Here is a 19,809-nt window from a genome sequence, read left to right as displayed (position 1 = left end):
GTAACGTGTAATATATTGGTGGATGGGTTAATGCATCTTTAAGATATAAGAAATAAAGAGGCGATATTTAAGTAATTTAAGCAGAATCTTCAACCTTCAATTAGTGGGGGCATATATTTATAGTTAATATTCATATGAGGATTTAACCATTAGTAAAAGATAAGAGGAAGATTCTATTGGGTAATGATGCAAACTGGAAGAAGGTGAAAATAGCATGATTAAAAAAATTATGCAGAAAATAAGAGAGTTCAATAATACTAAATCCTTAGAAGCAAATAATTTGATAACTTTCAAGACAAGCAATAGTATACACACCAATAGGACCAATGAACTACTAAGTGACAATATAGAACTATCAGCCATACCAGATGTATTTCAGCTATTACTTGGTAATAACGAAAAAGTGAAATTACAATCTGCAGAAAATCTTAATTACGTTATGAGTACATTGAATTCTTCCCAATTAATTAAAGTCGATAAAATCTTCAGGGAAAGAGTATCTTATGAATGGAGTTATGATTGGAGAACTAAAGACCCTAAAGAGTTGCTACATCCGTTAATGTCAGAAGAGGAGAAAGTTACTATATTAGGATTAAGTAGTTTTCATCCAAATGGATATTTTAGAGAGAAGGCGATAAAGGCTCTTTCAAATATGGAGACAGGCCATGAAATACCATACTTATTAATTAGAATTAATGATTGGGTGAGGACTATAAGAAGCAGTTCAAAAGAACATTTGCTGCGATATTTAACCCCAAAGCATTCTATGAATTTTATAAACAATTTACCACTAGTATTAAGGTTAGGAGAGTGCTCAAGGGAGGAACATATTGATGTTATAAATGCAGTTGTTTCACTTTTATCTAGCTCAGAATCCTCGCAAAACCTAATAAGTGGACTGCAATCACCTGATTCAAAGGTAAGGTTAGCTTGTTATAAAATAATTATTAAAACAAGAATATTAGATAATAAAAGTATAATTAATTATTTAATTAAAGACACCAATCCTTACAATAGGCTATTTGTACTTAGAAATATTAAGCAAGACATAACACCAGATGAGTTTACTGATATTTCTCAGTTATTGCTTCATGATAAATTTGCTCAAATTAGAATTCTAGCCCTCGAGACACTTTATGCATTTCAGCCTGAAGGGGCTATAGATACATTAGAAAAAGGTTTATTTGATAGAAATCAATCAGTACGTAGTCTATCACGCTATTTACTTTCAAAGCATAAAAAGTATGATTTTGCTGAAATATATCGCGATGCAATACGGAAAAATGAACAATTATATTCTAGCATCTGTGGCCTCGGGGAGACTGGTAACTCTAGCGATTCAAAAATTATTAGTACATTTATGATTAATGATACTATTAAAATAGTTAAAGCATCTATAAATGCATTAGCACGATTAGATTTTCAAGAGTATGAAGAAGAACTTATTTTCATTATCAAAGATGAAAGAGTTGGCATATCCAAGGCAGCTAGAAATGTTTTGTATAAAAGGATTGATGTTAGTGATGCAGATACTATATATGAAATTTTCAAACAAGCTATATATGATCATGTAAAAATTAACACCTGTATTCTTTTATGTTCATTAAGTAAATGGGAGGCTATAAGGTATATTATAGAATTTTGTGCAGATGAAAATGATAGTATTTCAGCACTGGGACAAAATGCCATAGAAAATTGGAAAGCAAAATATAATTGTTCCTTTACAACTCCTACTAAAAAACAAATTGTGGGAATAAGAAAGTCAATAATGGATTATGGCAAGTCAATTAAAGATAGTGATAGAGATTTTATAGAGTTTAGTATTAAGTATTTTTGTAATTAAAATATTAGTGTAAACAAAGCTAAAGGTATTTTATTTATATAAAGGATATTAAACAGTTAATTAAAGAAAATATTGGTAAAATCAGCAGAGGAAGCTGTATAAAAAAGTATCATATATATCAAGGATAAGTCGAGATTATTAAATAAATGGTTTAATAGTCTGTAAATATAACACTCTATTAGGCGAAAATATGGGGTAATGGAGGAGGATATATGATAGGAGAAACAAATAATACTCTAATAATAGAGCCAAAAATTAGTGATGAAAAGTCGTCTAGTTTAGAAAAAAATAGTATATATAACATATCAAATGCTACTGAAGTAATTAGTTTATTAGCAGCGTTTATAGCGGTATTATCTATAGTAATTTCTTTTATAATCAAGTATATAAGTTTTGGAAGATGTTTATTTTTTGATTTTGATTTAGATTATTATGACTTTTCACTATCAAATACATCAAAGTTTATATTTTTCTTGTCAACTATAATAGGTGTTATTTCATCCATTATAAGCTTTTGCATTAATGCACTATGGATAAAATTTTCTGCGATTGTAGAAAGAAAAAAATACAAGAAAGTATATAAAGTATTTGGATGTTTAATAATTGTTAGTATATATTTAATACTTATAATATACTTATCAATATTTTTAATTCCTGAAAAAAATATGGCTATTATGTTTTGTGCTATGCTATTTTATATTTCAATCATTATATATGTGCTAATATATTGTTTGCAAATAAACATTGGAAAAAGCAAAATGCTATTGTATTTGTCAGTTATATTTTTTTTAATGTTAATTATTTTTGCACCAACATGTATGAGAATTGAGTATAATGATGCAAAAAATCAGAAAAAGTTCCCTATTATTACAGAAAAAATTGATGAAGAGTCATATTACTATGTTGTTATTAGTCAAGGTAAGGAGAAGTATTCAGCATATCTTTGTAAAATAGTAGAAGAAGATGGAATAGGTATTTTAAATATAATAACGGATTCTCATAAATATTTTGATATAAATGATACTAATACTTCAATTATAGAATTTCAGGTTGTAAAAAGATTAGAAACTGTTCCTTTGACAGTTAAAGAATTTATTAATTAAAACATAAAAGCAGTAATTATCTTGGAAAATAAACTCTGCATTTACATTTACTTATCATGTTGGTTCTATTCTGCTTCTAAAAATCTTTGTGACTATTCGTCAGAATGTGAAATATAACTATAACAAAGTATTAGAAACAAGAAATAGATACAAAAGTATCTCGCTTAACTATCCATAATTTATGGAGAATTCAAGAACTATAAATATGAAGGTCAATCTACGGTAAAAGGTATATATTATCAATGAAATTAGTAAATATAAAAGCAGTAGAATTTAAGGATTCTGCTGTTTTTTATGTAATTATACTTTGTCCAAAGGAAATATTTGTTGAAAATGGAATGAGTTTATTGAGCAGTGGACAGTGAGGTGGTAAAATAGAAATTAGAAAATCATAAATTATATTTGGTGTAATAAGGTGGAGTTATGAGTATTTTTTTTTACAGAAAAAGATGACGGTATTTTTAATGAAAATAAACGAGATCCATTAGGTTTTCAACCTATATGGTCTTATTTTGGTTCAAAAGTAATCAATAACCTAACAACAGTAAGTGATGATTTTAGAGGATTTAGAGAAGCCTTGCTATGTTTAGATTTAGTAAATGATTATTGCCATATAAGAAAAAATGGGGATAGACGAAACTTAAAAAAGCTATGTTTTAGCCTTTGAACAATTATTTATGTACTCAATAATTGAGCATGATAAAGATAATAAATATGAAAAAGTACTAGGCTCGGATAACTGGAAAAAGAAAAAGCCTAAGGTGTTATCAGTAAGAAATACAATCTTATCTAATCAAATCAACTTAGGGTATTATGGAAGATATAAAACCCCATTATATAATATGAAAATTCTCAATGATGAAAGTGATATAGCGCAGGAGATAAAAAAAGAGATTCCTGACTTATATGGAGACTCTTATGAAAAAATAAAAGAGGGAATCTTTGATTTTTTTGAAAAACTAGAGATTAAGTTATTTGAACTACCTTATAATAAATTTCAACCTGTAGTAGAAATGCAAAATGCTATATGTGGAAATTTGCGTGAAGGAGAATATGAATTTTGGAAAACTAAACTTAATGTAACAGATGAGTATCCCATAGTGAAAGCTTTTTATGAAAGTGAAGATGAGGATCCGCAAACCATAATTGAATCCATATATAATAAGACAAGTGATACGGAGCTATCTGAAATAATAAGTATGGAATATTATATGCTATGCATAGAAAGAGTGTTTTATTTAATGCTTAATTGTGAAAGTATAGATAAAGTATGGGAGAAATTAGGTGATATAAAAAATCATAGGAAAAGATATGATAATATAAAAGATATTAAGATGAATGATGTTTCTAATTCTTTGAGGTGTAGATTTGAAGAGTTGAAAAAGTGTAATCCTTATGAAAAAGATTATATCTATAATATCTATGAGTATCACAAAGTAGTAAGTGATCAAAAAAGAAAAGATAAATGGCTTGATGTAAATGACGGTAGTATACAAGGTTTTGGGAATATAGGTGAAGTAGATATTAATAGATGGAATAGAGGATATTATATTTATTCATTAAAAAGTATAAAGAGAAAACTAGAGGAATTAAGGTGTCAAAATGGAAAAGCTAAGAGATAAAATAAAAAAAGTATATGATGGATTTGATAAGGGGTTAGTTAAAAATATAATCTTTACAACCTATGGATTTTCACCAAAATTCTTTCAAGATTCTATAATTACCTATTTAATGGGTAAAGATAAAATTGGGACAATAAAAGACCTTAAAGATGCAGATAAATGGATTAAGGATAATGGAGTTAATGTATTTTATGATAAAAATGGAGCTTACGATTTAGATGCTGCTATAACATTAGATTCTAATGCAGTAAATATTAAAACAGGGGTTTTTCATCCTAAATTAATTGTTATATATGGTATGAAGAATGGAGAAGAATGTGTATGGTTATTTGTTTCTTCTGCTAATCTAACAGTATCAGGTTATGGAGTAAATATAGAAGGTGTTTATGAAGGGGAGGTTACTGAAAAACAAGTAGCAAAAGAACTTCGTGAATTTTTAAAGTATTTATATGAAGAGTGGGATATTAAATCACCTAATGGGGAAATAAGGAAAGAAGTAGAGCCTCTTTTAAAATATCTAAACAAAAGAAAATTTGATGATACTCAGGGTATTGAATTATTCTGCAATAATGGGGGAGCAGGAAGTAAAAGTTTAATTAAAAAGTTTTCAGGTATGAAAGGTGAGGTTAGGATAATATCACCTTATTTTAGTGAAGATATAGAAAGTTTGATTTATGAACTTGCAGAAGAAAAAAGAAATATAACAATAATACCTGCTTTAAACGGAGATAAGTTTCAAATTACTAAAGAAACTTATAAAAGATTAAAAGATAACGGGGTTTGTTTTAAAATGATTGACTCTACTAGGTTTCCCCATGTGAAAATGTACAAAGTAGGTAGTTCAATTGTGGTGGGATCACATAATTTTACAGGAAATGCTTTAAAGGATTTAAATTGTGAAGCCTCAATAATAATAAAAAATAAAAGATTTCCTGAAATAAGTCTTATAGATATCAATAATGATGAAATGTTCTGTGATGAATTTAATGAAGTAAGTAATAAAGATGAAATAAGAATAACAAAGAACAATATTTATATTACCGTGGAAGTTGATTGGAAAGAAAAAGAAATTAAGATTAATTCAGAGAAACTCAGTAAAAATAGAAAGGTTTATATAAAAATTGGAGAATGTAAAATATCAAAAGAAAAATTTAATGAAAGCTTACCTATGGAATTCATAAAAAATTATGATAATACTAAGGTGTTAGCAGAGACAATTTTGATAAATAAGTATTTTGAAGTTTTTGAAGATGATATAAGAATTTATAGAGGTATAATTTATGAAAGAAATTGGGAGGAGTATAGGCCTGAAATAAGATGTAATGGACTAGATGAAGCTCTTGAAGAATGGTTTTATTCTAACAATATAGATGACATTAGTAATAATCCAAGTTGGAATTTAAGGCCTATAGGTAATGATATAGAGGATGAGTACATAAATAACATTCAAGTTAATGGAAGAGAAAAAAGTGATGTTTTTGATAATTATTTTTATATATTTAGATCTCTTCACTCTATAAACAAAGCCATAGAAAATAATAAGGATAATCATGAAAGAGAGCTTTATGAAATTTTTAGAACCTTACCAAATAGTATTTATAATATAAGAGAACTTGCTAAAAAAATTAAGTATGAAACTAATGGAAGCAAGGAAGATGAAAGAATAAAAAAATGGATTATTTTCAATGAATTATTAATGAGTACTTCTTTAATAAAGGAAAAGTTAAATATATCTAATGTTAGATTTTTAGTTGAAATAAAAAAAATGGAAGAAGAGTTAACTAAAAATATATCTATTAATGAAAAGGCTTTAAACACTATGAGAGGTGTTAAATTTGTTAGATGGCTTAAAGAAGAGTTTGGGTACAAGTAGAGGTGAGAATATGAACTTTATTGAAGAGGTCACATTAGATAAGGTTAAAAGTGTAATTACTTTTAGGGGAAAAAATGATTTATTGAAGAGCAATGACATATCAGATATTCAGGAAAAAGGTACCTGTGCATTAATTAATATATTACAAAAAAATCCTGTAGCTTATTTGGCAGATGAGGTAGGAATGGGTAAAACCTACCAAGCATTAGCAGTAGCTACAATGGTATTGAAGCATAATCCAAAGGCTAAAATACTAATTATTGTTTCAAAGGAGAATATACAAGACAATTGGGAAAGAGATTTTGATAAATTTAGAAGTAACAATATAATAGAGCCTTTTGATTCAAAGGATGTAGTTATGAAAAAATACAATAGACCTATTGATTTTATTGAAGACTATTTAAATGGAGAAAAGAGGTCATTATCACTAATGAGATTAACCTCTTTTAGTACCGTTCCTAGAAGCATTTGTAAGTCTAATGATAATGGTAAATACTATTCCGAAAATCTTATAAAAGAATTAAAGGAGAAAAATTTAATTAAAGATGTTGACCATAAGAACCTTAATTATAGAGAATTGACACCAAAACAAGTAGCTGATTATTATGGGTATGTAATTAATCAAAGCGTAGAAAATTTTGATTTAGTTATTATAGATGAAGCACAAAATATAAGAAATGAAAATATTGCTACAACCTTTTTAAATTCTATGCTAGGGTTATCTCAAAACTTTTCAGATGAAAAAATATTAAAAACTTGCTTTAAGAACAGAAGATGTGTTGCTAATAAGACTTTACTATTAAGTGCTACACCGGCTCATAGGTCCTTAAATGATATACATAATCAGTTTAAATATTTTAATCTAGATGAAGAGAAGATAGATAGAAAATTTTTAGAAAAATATATGGTTCGTAGATTAAGAACTTATGGAGAGCTTACAAAATATGATTGTAGAGAGTCAAAGGCTGAGGATTTAAATGATATTATGAATGTTGATCAAAAGTTATTAGTGGCTCTAATTCAAAAAAAGCTAGTTTTAGAATTAGATAAAAACAAAAAGAAGGACAATAAGGCTAGTTATAAAATTGGATTTTTAGAGACTTTTGAAAGCTTTGATCCAAGTAACACCTCTTCTTTAAGTAATAATAATGATGAAGATGATGAATATGAGGACGATATACAAAAAGATTTTGAAAATGGAGATGAAAATAAGTCATCTTTAGGAACAATAGCACCAGATAAAGTAGTAATGGAGGAGTTATCAAAATCTTATAGGAAAAGATTCAAAGATGAAAGTAACTACCCACCTCATCCAAAATTAGATTATATGGAAAAAGAGTTACATAAGTTAATTAGAGTAGACAATGATGAATCCGAAAAAGCTTTAGTTTTTGTAAGAAGAATTGCATCTGTAAATGAATTGGAAAAAAGACTTAATACAAAGTATGAAGAAGCTATTATAGAATATTGGAATAGGATATTGAAAAAGAGAAGTGTGAATGGAATTAAAAAATATTTTGAAACAGGATATAAAAATAAGATAAGTGGTAAGAATGATGTAGATGATGATATTGAAGAAGATGAAGAAGTTGCAGTTTCAGAAGATAGTAACAAAGATGAGGGTAAAGGTGACTTATCAAAGTGGTTAGCTATTAAAAAAGAAAATGTAAAGAATGAATCTTCTGTATCCAAATTTAGAAAGAGCCTAACCCTTAATAATACAAGAACATGGATATTTGAAGAAAACTATATTAAAACTATATGTAAAACTAAGAATATAAATTATAGTAATGAATTGAAGAAAATTGTAGATAAGGATTTTATCAGTGAATATAAAAGATACTTGGAAAGTAACTATGATTTTTTTTTATAAAAATACAAAGAACAATGCTTTAAAACCTTCAGTAACCTTCTTTTTATTAAATAATTTGGCATTGAAGAGAATATGTAAAAAGTATCCAAGCTATAAAGATTTGTGTGATTTTCATACTAAGTTTTATAGTATAGATAAACTTTCATTTAAAGAAGATAGTGATAAAAAAGTAAATGTAACAAAAAAAGATATTATAAAAAGATTAAACCATGGGTCTATCTGGAATGAAATTATAAATTCAGATAGATATAAGTTCTTAAAAGAATTTAAGAATCAGGATGATTTTAAGAAAAGAGAAGTCTTAAAAATATGGATTTCAAAGTTTATAAGAAATAGTGAAATGATATTAGATCTTCTATACTATTATGTCACAAATGATTCTGAATCCTATTGTAAGAAGTTTGGCAAGTTTTTAATAGATAAACATAGTAGGAATACTTTTAGGTTTGATAAACTTATTGAAAATTATGAACAGATACGAAGAAATCTAATAAAGAATGATGAATATGAGACCTTTGAAACAATTAACTATAAGGATTTTAAAGCGACATTATTTGATAAGCAAACAAGAGTAGTAGGAGCTGTCGGAGGTAAAAATAACAACCTTACTATTCAGAGATTTAACACTCCTTTTTATCCAGATGTAGTAATCTGTACTGATGTATTTAAAGAAGGAATTAATTTGCACATGTTTTGTTCAAAGGTTTATCAATATGGATTTGCCTGGACACCTGGAGACTTAGAACAAAGAATAGGAAGGGTAGATAGGTATTTTAGTAAGACCCATAGAGAAATAAATAAGGGAGATAAGGATGCTAAGGTAATAATTCATTATCCTTACATGGGAAATACAATAGATGAGCAGCAATTAAAAACTGTGTTAAAGTTTAAAATTCAAATAGATCCATTATTGGATTTTAAAGAGAGAGCACAAGGTGATTGTAAAGATATTAATTTAGAAGTTATTGATCACAATACTGTTGAGGAATTAGTAAACAATAAACCGGGAGATTCTGAAAGAGACAAAATGCCTTATTCAGGAATAGAGTACATTAAATAAGTTCATCTTGAAAAATTAAAAAGGTAATTTATAAAAAACAGTAGAATTTCAGAATTCTGCTGTTTTTTTATGTAGTTATACATTAAACAAAGGAAATATTTGTTGAATATGGTATGAATTTATTGAGCAGTGGACAGTGAGGTGGTACAATATATGTGTAACGTGTAATATATTGGTGTATGGGTTAATGCATCTTTAAGATATAAGAAATAAAAAGGCCATAGGGAAGAGGTGGAGCATGAGTAACAAGGATATTATAAATGAAAATAATTCATTAATAGAAGACTTTCAGGACAATCAAATTCATGTTAAGGATATTACATCCTCAATTATTACTAATCCGTATGGTGCTATTACCTTGCCATATGATGGTAGTGTAGATTTAAATAGTTTTTCACGGATATTAGAGGATAAATTAAGCAGTAGCTATAAAATATTTTGGTTCTTTGGAATCTATGAAGAGATAATTAAGAGAAATAAGTACATATCCTTTAGAAAACTTGTATGTAGAATGATAGTGGGAGCATGGTATCCTGTTACTCAATACAAACTTAGTTTAGGAATTCAAGACAGGCTCTATGATTTAATTATATTAATACATGAAAAATATAATATACCTTGTGATATGAATAAAAATAAACTCTTAGAGTTTATAGAAAATATAGAAGATGTTGAAGTTGAAAAAAGGATTAAAACACTTCATGATTATGTACCTTATAGACTTTTAACTCCCTTCTTTACTAGGGAATTAGCTATAGTTAAAGAAGACTTTAAGAAGAATGGTATTAAGAGAAATAAGTTTATAGCTGAGCTGACCAATCTAGATGAGAGAGCTATATATAAAATAGATGTTAATAACAAGAGCATAGAAATTAATGATTCTTGGTATAAGTACATAAGTGCTAATCAAGCTATAATATACGGATGGATGCATTATAACCTGGTTGGCTATCTTCAAAAGAGAAATCCTAATGTGCCAGCAATTCCATTTAAAATCACAGCACCAAGCAAAAGAGATCTAAGTAAAGCAACTAAGCTTTGGACAGAGATAAATAGGGATAAAACTGTAAGTGATATTTATACAGGAAAGGAACTAACAGAAGATAACTTCTCTAATTATGGGAATCTAAGCATAGATCACTTTATTCCTTGGAGCTTTGTACTACATGATGAACTATGGAACTTAGCACCTACCTTTAAAAATGTGAATAGTCAAAAGAGTAATAAACTACCTGACCTTAGCTTATACATGGACAAATTCTGTGAAATTCAATACAAAAGCTTTGATGTAATGCAGAGAAATCCTAAAAGATATAAGAACCACTTAGAAGGATATTTATCCATAAACATAGCTGCAAATAATGAAAGAAAAATTGAAAAAGAAGAGTTTAACCAGAAGTTAAAAGCAAATATAGAGCCTCTGTATCAGATAGCGTTTAATCAGGGGTATGGGGTTTGGGAGAGATGATAGGAGATATTAAAAGTATATAGGGTTAATTTTAGAATAATTAAGAGTGAACCGTACCACAAATAAGTGCGGTTTTTGATGAAAAGAGATTTTTTAAACCGTGTGAAAAAGAGTTAGATGTTTTGGAATACATTTAAATATACTCATCTTTTCATTGGAAATTCAATAAAACAAGTTCTTTGCTTTATAAGGCACTTGTTTGCGGTTTTAGTTTATCATTGAAAAAACTTAGCTATGATTGTCATTGGATGTAATCAGGAAAGAATCAGAACTATGATTATTAGAGTTGAATAAAAATATAAAATAGAAGTAATTATGTTATAATTAATAAAATAAAGGAGATTTATACCATAAATAAAGGGGGTTTTATAAATGAATGATAAGAGAAATATTATTGAAGAAAGTGTAAAAAGTATAGAACTAGAAGAAAGAGAAAATACTTATATATGTGACTGGGGTACAAAACACAGTTTATATGATTCTGGAGAAGAAACAAATAGAACATATTTCAGAAGACAGAGAGATAGAATATTATATAGTGGAGGATTTAGAAGGTTACAAGATAAAACACAAGTAATAGCAGCAACCAAAAATGGAGATCATAGAACTCGATTAACACATTCTTTGGAAGTGGAACAAATAGCAACTAGTATGGCAGATGCACTAGGATTAAATAGACATTTAGTAGCAGCCATAGCATTAGGTCATGATGTAGGACATACTCCTTTTGGACATGCGGTTGAGAGATTTTTAGATGAAAAATTAAAAGATAAAGGCGGATTTTCTCACGCTGTACAAAGTGTTAGATATTTAAAAGAGAAAGAAGTAGAGCTATCAGAAGAAGTTTTTGAGGGTATATTAAAACATGATACAGATGTGTATGTTGGTGCTTACAATAAGGAACAATGTGATTGTGATAAATACAAGCCATTAGAACCAGGAAGTTTAGAGTCACAAGTTGTTTATTGGGCAGATAAATTAGCATATATAAGTCATGATTTTGAAGATTTTTATAAAACGGAGATTTATGAGAATGCTATAAATAATGATACACAATTAAAATCAAAATTGAAAGAAACTTTAGCAGAACTTATACCAGGTAAAAAAGATGATATATTAGACGACATAAAAAACTTTAAAACGAGGGATTTAATAAGAAATCTACTATGGAATTTAAAAAATGAAAGTTTAAAAATTCTTAATGAATTAAAAGGGGCAACAATATTAGATGGGAACACAATAAAAGAGAAGACACAAGAACGAATATTAAAGCTTGAAAGAGAATTAGAAAAGGATGGTTTAAAAATAGATGAAATAAAAGAAAGAATATTAGAGGTTGAAAGTAGCACAGGAATTGATGAGGCTAAGAAAAAAGATGAAATAAATGAGATGAAAAAGAAGATAAAAAAGATAAAAAAGAAAGCTTATCAAAAAGGGTTAATTATTAATTTTGAGGATAAATATAGTGATAGTTATTTTGCTTTGAGGGAGATATTGGATGATCATTATATAATGAGTCCAGAAGTACAAAGATCGGATGCAAAAGCTAAAAAAATAGTAGGTATGTTATACAAGGAGTTTACAACGAATCCAGGAATACTACCTTTAAATATTCGAAAAAAAATAAAACCTGATGAAAGCAATAAAGATAGAATTGTAGCTGATTATATAGCGAGTATGACTGATAGGTATGCAGAAGAAGTATTTAAAAATTTAAATTCAATAGGTAGTTATTATGATTATTAAAATATAAGATAAAGGTGATTTTATGAAAGATGAAATAGTTATGAAAGATGAAATAGTTATGAAAGATGCTAAGTTAAACTCTATTGTAGAACTTAATTTAGGAAATATAGCACAGTTTATTAGTTTTGATGTTAGTGGAGAAAGTAAAACTCGATTTGTTCATATAAATCAATATAAATATAGCGATGGATGTAAAGATAAAGAATTAATTGAAACATTAATAGAGTCTGCTCCTTCAAAGTCAGTAAACATAAGAAGTTATAGTCCAGATAATATGAAAGGAAATAAGTTGATTTTTAATAAAGGGCTTGAAGATATTGATGAAATATTAAATATTATAAAAAATAATAGTATTGAAGGAAAATATTCAATAGTAAATGAAAATATTGATATAAATGATGGAGGGGTATCTGGGGTTATATTAGGAAATATTATTGAATTTTCTCCGAAAGATACACCAAAATGTGTTGATAAAGAAGGCGTTTGTTCATTACCTAAAGAAGTGGGATATAGTATTTTAGGAAAAGTATATGGATTCAAACCAGAAATAAATTTTGATGAAAATCATAGGGTAGAATTTAGTATACATCCAAATAGACAAGGAGTAGACAAAAAGCATACTATAATATGGGAATATGAATATTATAATAATACAAGCAAGGAAAGTATAATAACATGGCCAAATAAATTTTCAAAATTTATTGGAGACAAGGCATTTGGGTTACTATTAGCAGATACTTTAGATATAACAGTACCACAAACTACTGTTATATCTAGAAATGTAGCACCATTTACATTTGGTAAATCAACTGGATTATATGAAAAGTGGATAAGAACATGCCCAATAATTAAAGAACCAGGGAAATATTATACTGGTGATAGTTGGGTAGACCCTTTTAAACTTATGAATAGTGAAGAACAAAAAGGAAATAATGATATTAATATAGCATCGATACTTTCACAAGATGCAGTGGAAGCGAAATTTTCAGGAGCATCTATAATAAGGAAGAATATAGAGGATGATATTATAGAGGGTGTTTCAGGTAAAGGTAATGCATTTATGACTGGAGAAGAAAATATTTGTAATTTACCAAATGATATTGTTAGAGAAATTAAAAAGGTAAATAATAAAATAAGAAGTTATTATAGATATATTGGGGAAGTATCGATAGAATGGGTTTATGATGGTCAACAAGTATGGGTGGTTCAATTAAATCAGATAAAAACAAGCGGAAATAAAAATGTAATAGTTGAAGGTAGTCCATCATATTATAAAGATTTTGATGTAAGTAATGGCTTAGAAGAACTTAGAGAATTGATTAAAAAACTAGAAGGAAAAGATATAGGAATTGAATTGATTGGAAATATAGGAATAACAAGTCATTTTGGAGATTTACTAAGGTTGTCTAACGTACCTTCAAGATTAAAATACGTTGTAAAATAATAAATACAAAATCTATACATTAAAGAGAATAAAGATCAAAATATAAAAACTACTTCTAAATAAAAAAAGAAAAGAAGTAGTTTTTATATTTTGAAGAAAATGGAGGAAAAAATATATGTTCAATATAAATATATCACCAATACTAAAACAATTTTAAATAAGAGAATTTTAGCAACTAATGAATAAGTATAATTCTATAATTAAATAAGATATGAAAAAGATAGAAAACATACTTAGATTTATAGAAGGAATTGAAGGAAATGAGTATGTTCATAGGGATGGAAATGTACTATGTATATGAAAATTGGAGAGCTGAAAAGAAGGATGTAATACACAAAGGAGATTGTAGACTTTGTAATGAAGGGAATGGAACAGGCAAGAATACACTTGGAGAAAGTAATGGTAAGTAGAATGGTGTTTATTCAACTTATGAAGAAGCTAGGAATAAAGCAGAAACACTAAAGAATAGAGAATTAAGAGATTGTAAGTTTTGTATAAAATACAAAATATAAAAACCGCCTTTATAATAGGTACGGTGATCCGTACCATAAGTAATCCTAAACTTATTAACATTACATAGTCCATAAAAAGTTCTTCGGCGTTATTATATAAATGTGGACTCAAAGTAAAATATAATTATAAAAAGGCGATGTTTAGCTGTGCCACAGAAGAAATATACAGAGTTAAAATGCGTGTATAGAAGCTTTTCATTCGGTATTAAAATATATTTGAATTAAGCCAGAAATGACACAGTCAGAAATAATTAACGGATTGAATATATATGAATAAAATTGGTGGGAAATATGTTAAAAATACTTTGAGAGAGAGGAAGAATTGAATGGGTGATTTATTAAAAGTAGATATTGGAAGTTTCTTTAATGGAAAATTTCAAGTTATTGTGAGGATAAATATATGATAAATATAGTCAGCGAATATATAAAAAATAACAATTTGTATATAGATAAAAGTATATATATTACAGTAGTGATTGGTCAGTTAACTATATATGGGATTATGCTGACGTTCTATCAGTTCATCGCATCATATAAAAATTCTGCAAACCAATACTTGGGGATTTTAATTACAGAATATTATGTTACCCGTAAAATTTGGATATATAAAATAATACAAAACAAGATATTTATTGCATTATTTTTGGCAGAATTACTTACCAAACCTGTATTAAATATTTTTTCAGGTTATTTTAGTGTCATAACAGTATCTACAATTAGTTTTTTATGGTATGGATTTTCTATATGCTATTTTGTAATATTTTTATTACTTTTTGTCCAGTGTACAAGCTGTACTTTTTCGTTAAAAAGTATATCTAATATAAAGCGTAATAATTTGATAACTAATGAAATAAATAATAGGTTTTTGAAAAAAAGTAAATTAGATTATCATAAAAAATTACTGGTTGATATGCTAAATACTGATTTGAAGAATTTAAAGAGTGCAATTACCTTTGATGATGATCCTATACTTCAAGGTAATTATGATGATTTATTCATTAGAATAATTGATGAGTACTGTGCTCAAAAAAGCAAAGAAATAGATTTGATTATAAAAGAAGGAAAAATTGTAAAGAATCAGATACCATACAAATATAATGCAAGTTATGAATATAATATATTTTATGATGCCATGCATAATAAATACATGAAACTTGATGACAGACTTCAGAGATATATTGCTAAACGGCATCTATATATTCAATATTTAAATGTTATTAGAAAACAATTAACTGAAAAAGGTGATAATGCTTTTTATGGAGATAGATATGAACATAATTGGAAAGATATATCTAATTATATATATGAAAATGGTAGCATAGAGACTAAAAAATATTTGATTACTTGGTTGTGTAAATATATATATGATATTAAAGATACCCCTAGTGACTTTAAAGATTATTGTGAAGAAATTATATATTATTTTATGCATAAAAGTATTTTATCTGTATATGAAGGAGAAAATGAAGAAGAGTTTTGCGAGATTTTTAAATTACATATATATCAAATTGGATTAGAAGAAATGCTAGCAGATATTTTGTGTGAATTTGTAATATCATATAATGAGTTTTGTCCAAATAAATTAATTGATTTACTTAAACCAAAGAATAAATCATATATTTTTATGTATTTGATTATTTATTATTCAATATATTCTTTTAGATTTAATTGGAAGTATATTAATATAGAATTGTTAAAAAGACTTATTGAAAAAATAGAGATAAATAGTGTAGATAGAGAATACGTATTAACTAAAATAAATAAATCTAATATAAAGCATAGATTTAATGAAAAAATGTTTGATGCTTTGATAGTTTATTTAAGTAAAGAGTTAACTGGAGAACTATTAACTGAGATAGCTGAAGAAGAACTAGTCAATGCTTATTATATTTTTGCTATAAAAACATGCGTATTTTATCAGGGGCTAGCTTATTATAAGGAAACCATGCCTTTGAAACTGAAAACTGAATTTATTTGTTTCTTATCTGAGCATAATGAAATATTGAATAATGAAAATGTTAAAAAATTTATATTGAGATTGAGCTGGAAAACATTTTCTAAATTAGATGAAGTACCAGAGATAATGTTGAATTCATTTAAGACACTTTTGTTAGCAAATATAGAAATAGAGAAATCATTTTTTGAGGATGATAGAGTAAAATATATCTATACAAATAATATTGGAAAATATGCATTAGTAAAAGTATCAGATAAAAATAAACAATGGCTAAATATGAGAGAGATTATAAAAAAAGTATATATATCAAGTAATTCCTCAGTGGAAGAATATATTAAAGAAATTGAAGTTATAAGTAATGAATGCGGTTTGCAAATACCATATGTGCAAAAGGAAAAGATGAAGAAATACTTACTTGAAGTACTTTGAGAACCAATGAAAGTGGTGTAAACTAGATAATAAAATAGTTTTCGCCACTTTTTATATTTATAGAAGTAAAAAGATGTTATAATTATAAAGATATAATTAGTATCAATGCATGTACTTATTATATAAATACTTCAATATGAAGATATTGAAGTATAAGAATATTAAGATTTAAGGTAAGGAGAAGTCATAATGAGTAAGACAACATCACAAGAGGTTATAAAAGTTGTATGGAAAGCATGTGATACATTTAGAGGAACTATGGATAGTTCTAAATATAAAGATTACATATTAACAATGCTATTCGTAAAGTATGTATCAGATTTTTACAGAGAAAAGCTAGTAGAGTTAAAAGCAAGATTTGGTGATAATGAAGATAGAATTAAAAAGAGTTTAAAGAGGGAAAAGTTTCAATTAGATCCAACATGCACTTTTGATGTTATATATGAAAATAGAACAGCAGAAAACATTGGTGAAATTATAAATAAAATATTAATGAAAATTGAAGATGATAACAAGGAAAAGCTTGAAGGAATCTTTAGGAATATAGATTTTAACTCAGAAGCAGAGCTTGGAAGAACTAAAGAAAGAAATGCAGCATTAAAGCATCTTATAGAGGACTTTGCTGATGATTCACTAGACTTAAGACCAAGTATGCTAGATGGAAGTGACGTTATAGGTGATGCATATGAATTCCTAATAGCTAACTTTGCATCAGATGCAGGTAAGAAGGGTGGAGAGTTCTACACGCCAGGTGAGGTCTCAACACTACTTGCAAAACTAGTTGGAGCTAAAGATGGAGATAGAATATATGACCCTACATGTGGTTCAGGATCACTACTTATAAAAGCTGCTAAAGAAGTAGGAACTCAAAATTTTAGATTATATGGACAAGAAAGAAACGGTCAAACTCATGCCTTGGCTAAAATGAATATGTTCTTACATGAAATAAATGATGCAATTATAGAATGGGGAGATACTTTAAGAAACCCACTTCACTTAGAAAATGAAAGACTAATGAAATTTGATAAAATAGTTTCAAATCCACCATTTTCATTAGATAAATGGGGAGCAGAAGATTTAACTAATGATATTTATGGAAGATTTGAAATGGGATTACCTCCAAAATCAAAAGGTGATTATGCTTTTATATCTCATATGATAGCTTCATTAAATGAAAATGGAACAGCAGGATTAATACTTCCTCATGGAGTTTTGTTTAGGGCAGCAAGCGAAGGCAAAATAAGAAAGCAAATTATAGAAAATAATTGGCTTGATGCAGTTGTAGGTTTACCTGAAAATTTGTTCTTTGGAACAGGAATACCTGCTTGTATATTAATCTTTAAAAAGAATAAAGTTGTTAATAATGTAGTGTTTATAGATGCTAGTAATAATTTTATAAAAGATGTTAATCAATATAAACTAACAGATAATGATATATATAAAATAGTTAAAGCATACAGAGAAAGAACAGAGATAGATAAATATGCTCATGTAGCAACTTTGGAAGAGATTAGAGGAAATGATTATAATTTAAATATATCAAGGTATATAGATGTGTTTGAAGAAGAGGAGCTTATAGATATTGAGAAAACTAAAACTGAAATAAAACAAATTGAATATGAAGTAAAAAAAGTTAGAGAAGAAATGGAACTATATCTTCAAGAATTAGGGCTATAGGTGGATATATGAGAAATATACAAGAAGGATATAAAAAAGAGAAAAGTAGAATTATTCCAATTGATTGGAATTTTGTAAAGATATATAGTATTTTAGAGAAGGTTGGAAAGAAAGTAGATGTGAAAAATTATGAAAGTTATCAACAAATAGGTATTAGGTCACATGGAAAAGGGTTATTTTATAAAGAATCTGTAACTGGCGAACAATTAGGAAATAAGTCAGTATTTTGGATAGAAAAAGACTGCTTTATAGCCAATATTGTATTTGCATGGGAACAGGCTATTGGAAGAACGACAGAAAATGAGGTTGGTATGATATGCTCCCATAGATTTCCTATGTATAGACCTATTGATAATAAAATAGATGTTGATTATTTAGTATATTTATTTAAAACGCCATATGGTAAAAAAGTATTAGAATTAGCATCTCCAGGAGGTGCCGGTAGGAATAAAACATTAGGACAAAAAGAATTTATTAATAGTGAAATATTAATACCAGATTCAATAGAAGAACAAAAAAAGATAGTAAAAATTCTTTCAACATGGGAGCTAGCAATAAAAAGCCAAGAGCAACTTATAGAAAAGAAAAAAGAGTTTAAAAAAGGATTAATGCAAAAGCTTTTAAGTGGAGAAGTTAGATTCAAAGAATTTAAGGATAAATGGAATGATGTAACATTAAATGAGGTGGCAAATTGTTTAGATAATAGAAGAGTGCCCATTAATGGTGAACAAAGGAATGGAATTAAAGGTGATATTCCTTATTATGGTGCTACTGGCATAGTTGATTATATAAATAAATTTATATTCGATGAAGAAATTATTTTAGTATCAGAAGATGGTGGTTATTTTTATGAATATAAGGATAAGCCAATTGCTTTTTATATAAATCATGAATGTTGGGTAAATAATCATGCACATGTATTAAAAAATAAAAAAAATATTAATGCAAAATATTTATATTATTCTTTGATCCATAAAAATATAATTAAGTATCTTAATGGAGGAACAAGGTCAAAGTTAAATCAAAAAGATTTAATGATGATAAATATAAAATTACCATCAATTAATGAACAAACAAAAATATCAAGTACAATTGAAAGTTATGATAAAGAAATAGACTTATTACAAAAAGAACTAGAAGCATTAAAGATACAAAAGAAAGGTTTAATGCAAAGGTTATTAACTGGAGAAGTTAGGGTTTAA

The 19,809-nt window shown here is 27.3% G+C and carries 14 protein-coding genes; all 14 read left to right on the top strand.

All coding sequences use genetic code 11. The features are described from left to right. The first annotated feature begins 214 nt into the window (after nt 1–214). On the top strand, nt 215–1,843 hold the full coding sequence (locus tag IO99_RS12755; protein WP_035134015.1) for a HEAT repeat domain-containing protein: 1,629 nt from the start codon (nt 215–217) through the stop codon (nt 1,841–1,843). A gap of 212 nt (nt 1,844–2,055) precedes the next feature. After that, a complete protein-coding gene (locus IO99_RS12750; protein WP_035134013.1) occupies nt 2,056–2,946 on the top strand; it encodes a hypothetical protein in 891 nt (296 codons plus the stop codon). Between the two features lie 242 nt (nt 2,947–3,188). Beyond that, complete coding sequence (locus IO99_RS19680) at nt 3,189–3,311, top strand: hypothetical protein (RefSeq protein WP_278245247.1); 123 nt, start codon at nt 3,189–3,191, stop codon at nt 3,309–3,311. Nucleotides 3,312–3,623: 312 nt separating this feature from the next. Continuing rightward, a complete protein-coding gene (locus IO99_RS12745) occupies nt 3,624–4,568 on the top strand; it encodes a hypothetical protein (protein WP_035134011.1) in 945 nt (314 codons plus the stop codon). Beyond that, nucleotides 4,549–6,441: a phospholipase D-like domain-containing protein gene (locus IO99_RS12740; RefSeq protein ID WP_035134009.1), complete on the top strand. Its 1,893-nt coding sequence runs from the start codon at nt 4,549–4,551 to the stop codon at nt 6,439–6,441. The genes IO99_RS12745 and IO99_RS12740 overlap by 20 nt, the downstream gene beginning before the upstream one ends. Next, the gene (locus tag IO99_RS12735) at nt 6,404–8,314 is read left to right on the top strand and encodes an SNF2-related protein (protein ID WP_035134007.1); all 1,911 of its coding nucleotides are present in this window, start codon (nt 6,404–6,406) and stop codon (nt 8,312–8,314) included. The genes IO99_RS12740 and IO99_RS12735 overlap by 38 nt, the downstream gene beginning before the upstream one ends. Then, nucleotides 8,298–9,374, top strand: coding sequence for a helicase-related protein (locus IO99_RS12730; RefSeq protein WP_156964361.1), 1,077 nt, complete (start codon nt 8,298–8,300; stop codon nt 9,372–9,374). Before IO99_RS12735 ends, IO99_RS12730 begins: the two co-directional genes overlap by 17 nt. 238 nt (nt 9,375–9,612) lie before the next feature. Continuing rightward, entirely contained in the window at nt 9,613–10,842 is a 1,230-nt protein-coding gene (locus IO99_RS12725) for an HNH endonuclease signature motif containing protein (protein WP_051824097.1), read from the top strand. A 372-nt stretch (nt 10,843–11,214) separates the two neighbouring features. Next, entirely contained in the window at nt 11,215–12,588 is a 1,374-nt protein-coding gene (dgt, locus tag IO99_RS12720; protein WP_035134003.1) for a dGTP triphosphohydrolase, read from the top strand. 22 nt (nt 12,589–12,610) lie between these two features. Next, nucleotides 12,611–14,032: a hypothetical protein gene (locus tag IO99_RS12715; protein ID WP_035134001.1), complete on the top strand. Its 1,422-nt coding sequence runs from the start codon at nt 12,611–12,613 to the stop codon at nt 14,030–14,032. A 266-nt stretch (nt 14,033–14,298) separates the two neighbouring features. Continuing rightward, a complete protein-coding gene (locus IO99_RS19105; RefSeq protein WP_156964360.1) occupies nt 14,299–14,442 on the top strand; it encodes a hypothetical protein in 144 nt (47 codons plus the stop codon). A gap of 502 nt (nt 14,443–14,944) precedes the next feature. Continuing rightward, nucleotides 14,945–16,930 (top strand): hypothetical protein, encoded by a 1,986-nt coding sequence (locus tag IO99_RS12710; RefSeq protein ID WP_035133999.1) that lies wholly within the window; start codon nt 14,945–14,947, stop codon nt 16,928–16,930. Nucleotides 16,931–17,119: 189 nt separating this feature from the next. After that, nucleotides 17,120–18,607, top strand: coding sequence for a type I restriction-modification system subunit M (locus tag IO99_RS12705; protein WP_035133997.1), 1,488 nt, complete (start codon nt 17,120–17,122; stop codon nt 18,605–18,607). A gap of 8 nt (nt 18,608–18,615) precedes the next feature. Further along, entirely contained in the window at nt 18,616–19,809 is a 1,194-nt protein-coding gene (locus tag IO99_RS12700) for a restriction endonuclease subunit S (protein ID WP_051824095.1), read from the top strand.

The organism is Clostridium sulfidigenes (genome assembly GCF_000732635.1).
Taxonomy (GTDB): domain Bacteria; phylum Bacillota; class Clostridia; order Clostridiales; family Clostridiaceae; genus Clostridium_J; species Clostridium_J sulfidigenes.
Note: the sequence above shows the minus strand (reverse complement) of the source record. Positions and strands in the feature narration are given on the sequence as shown.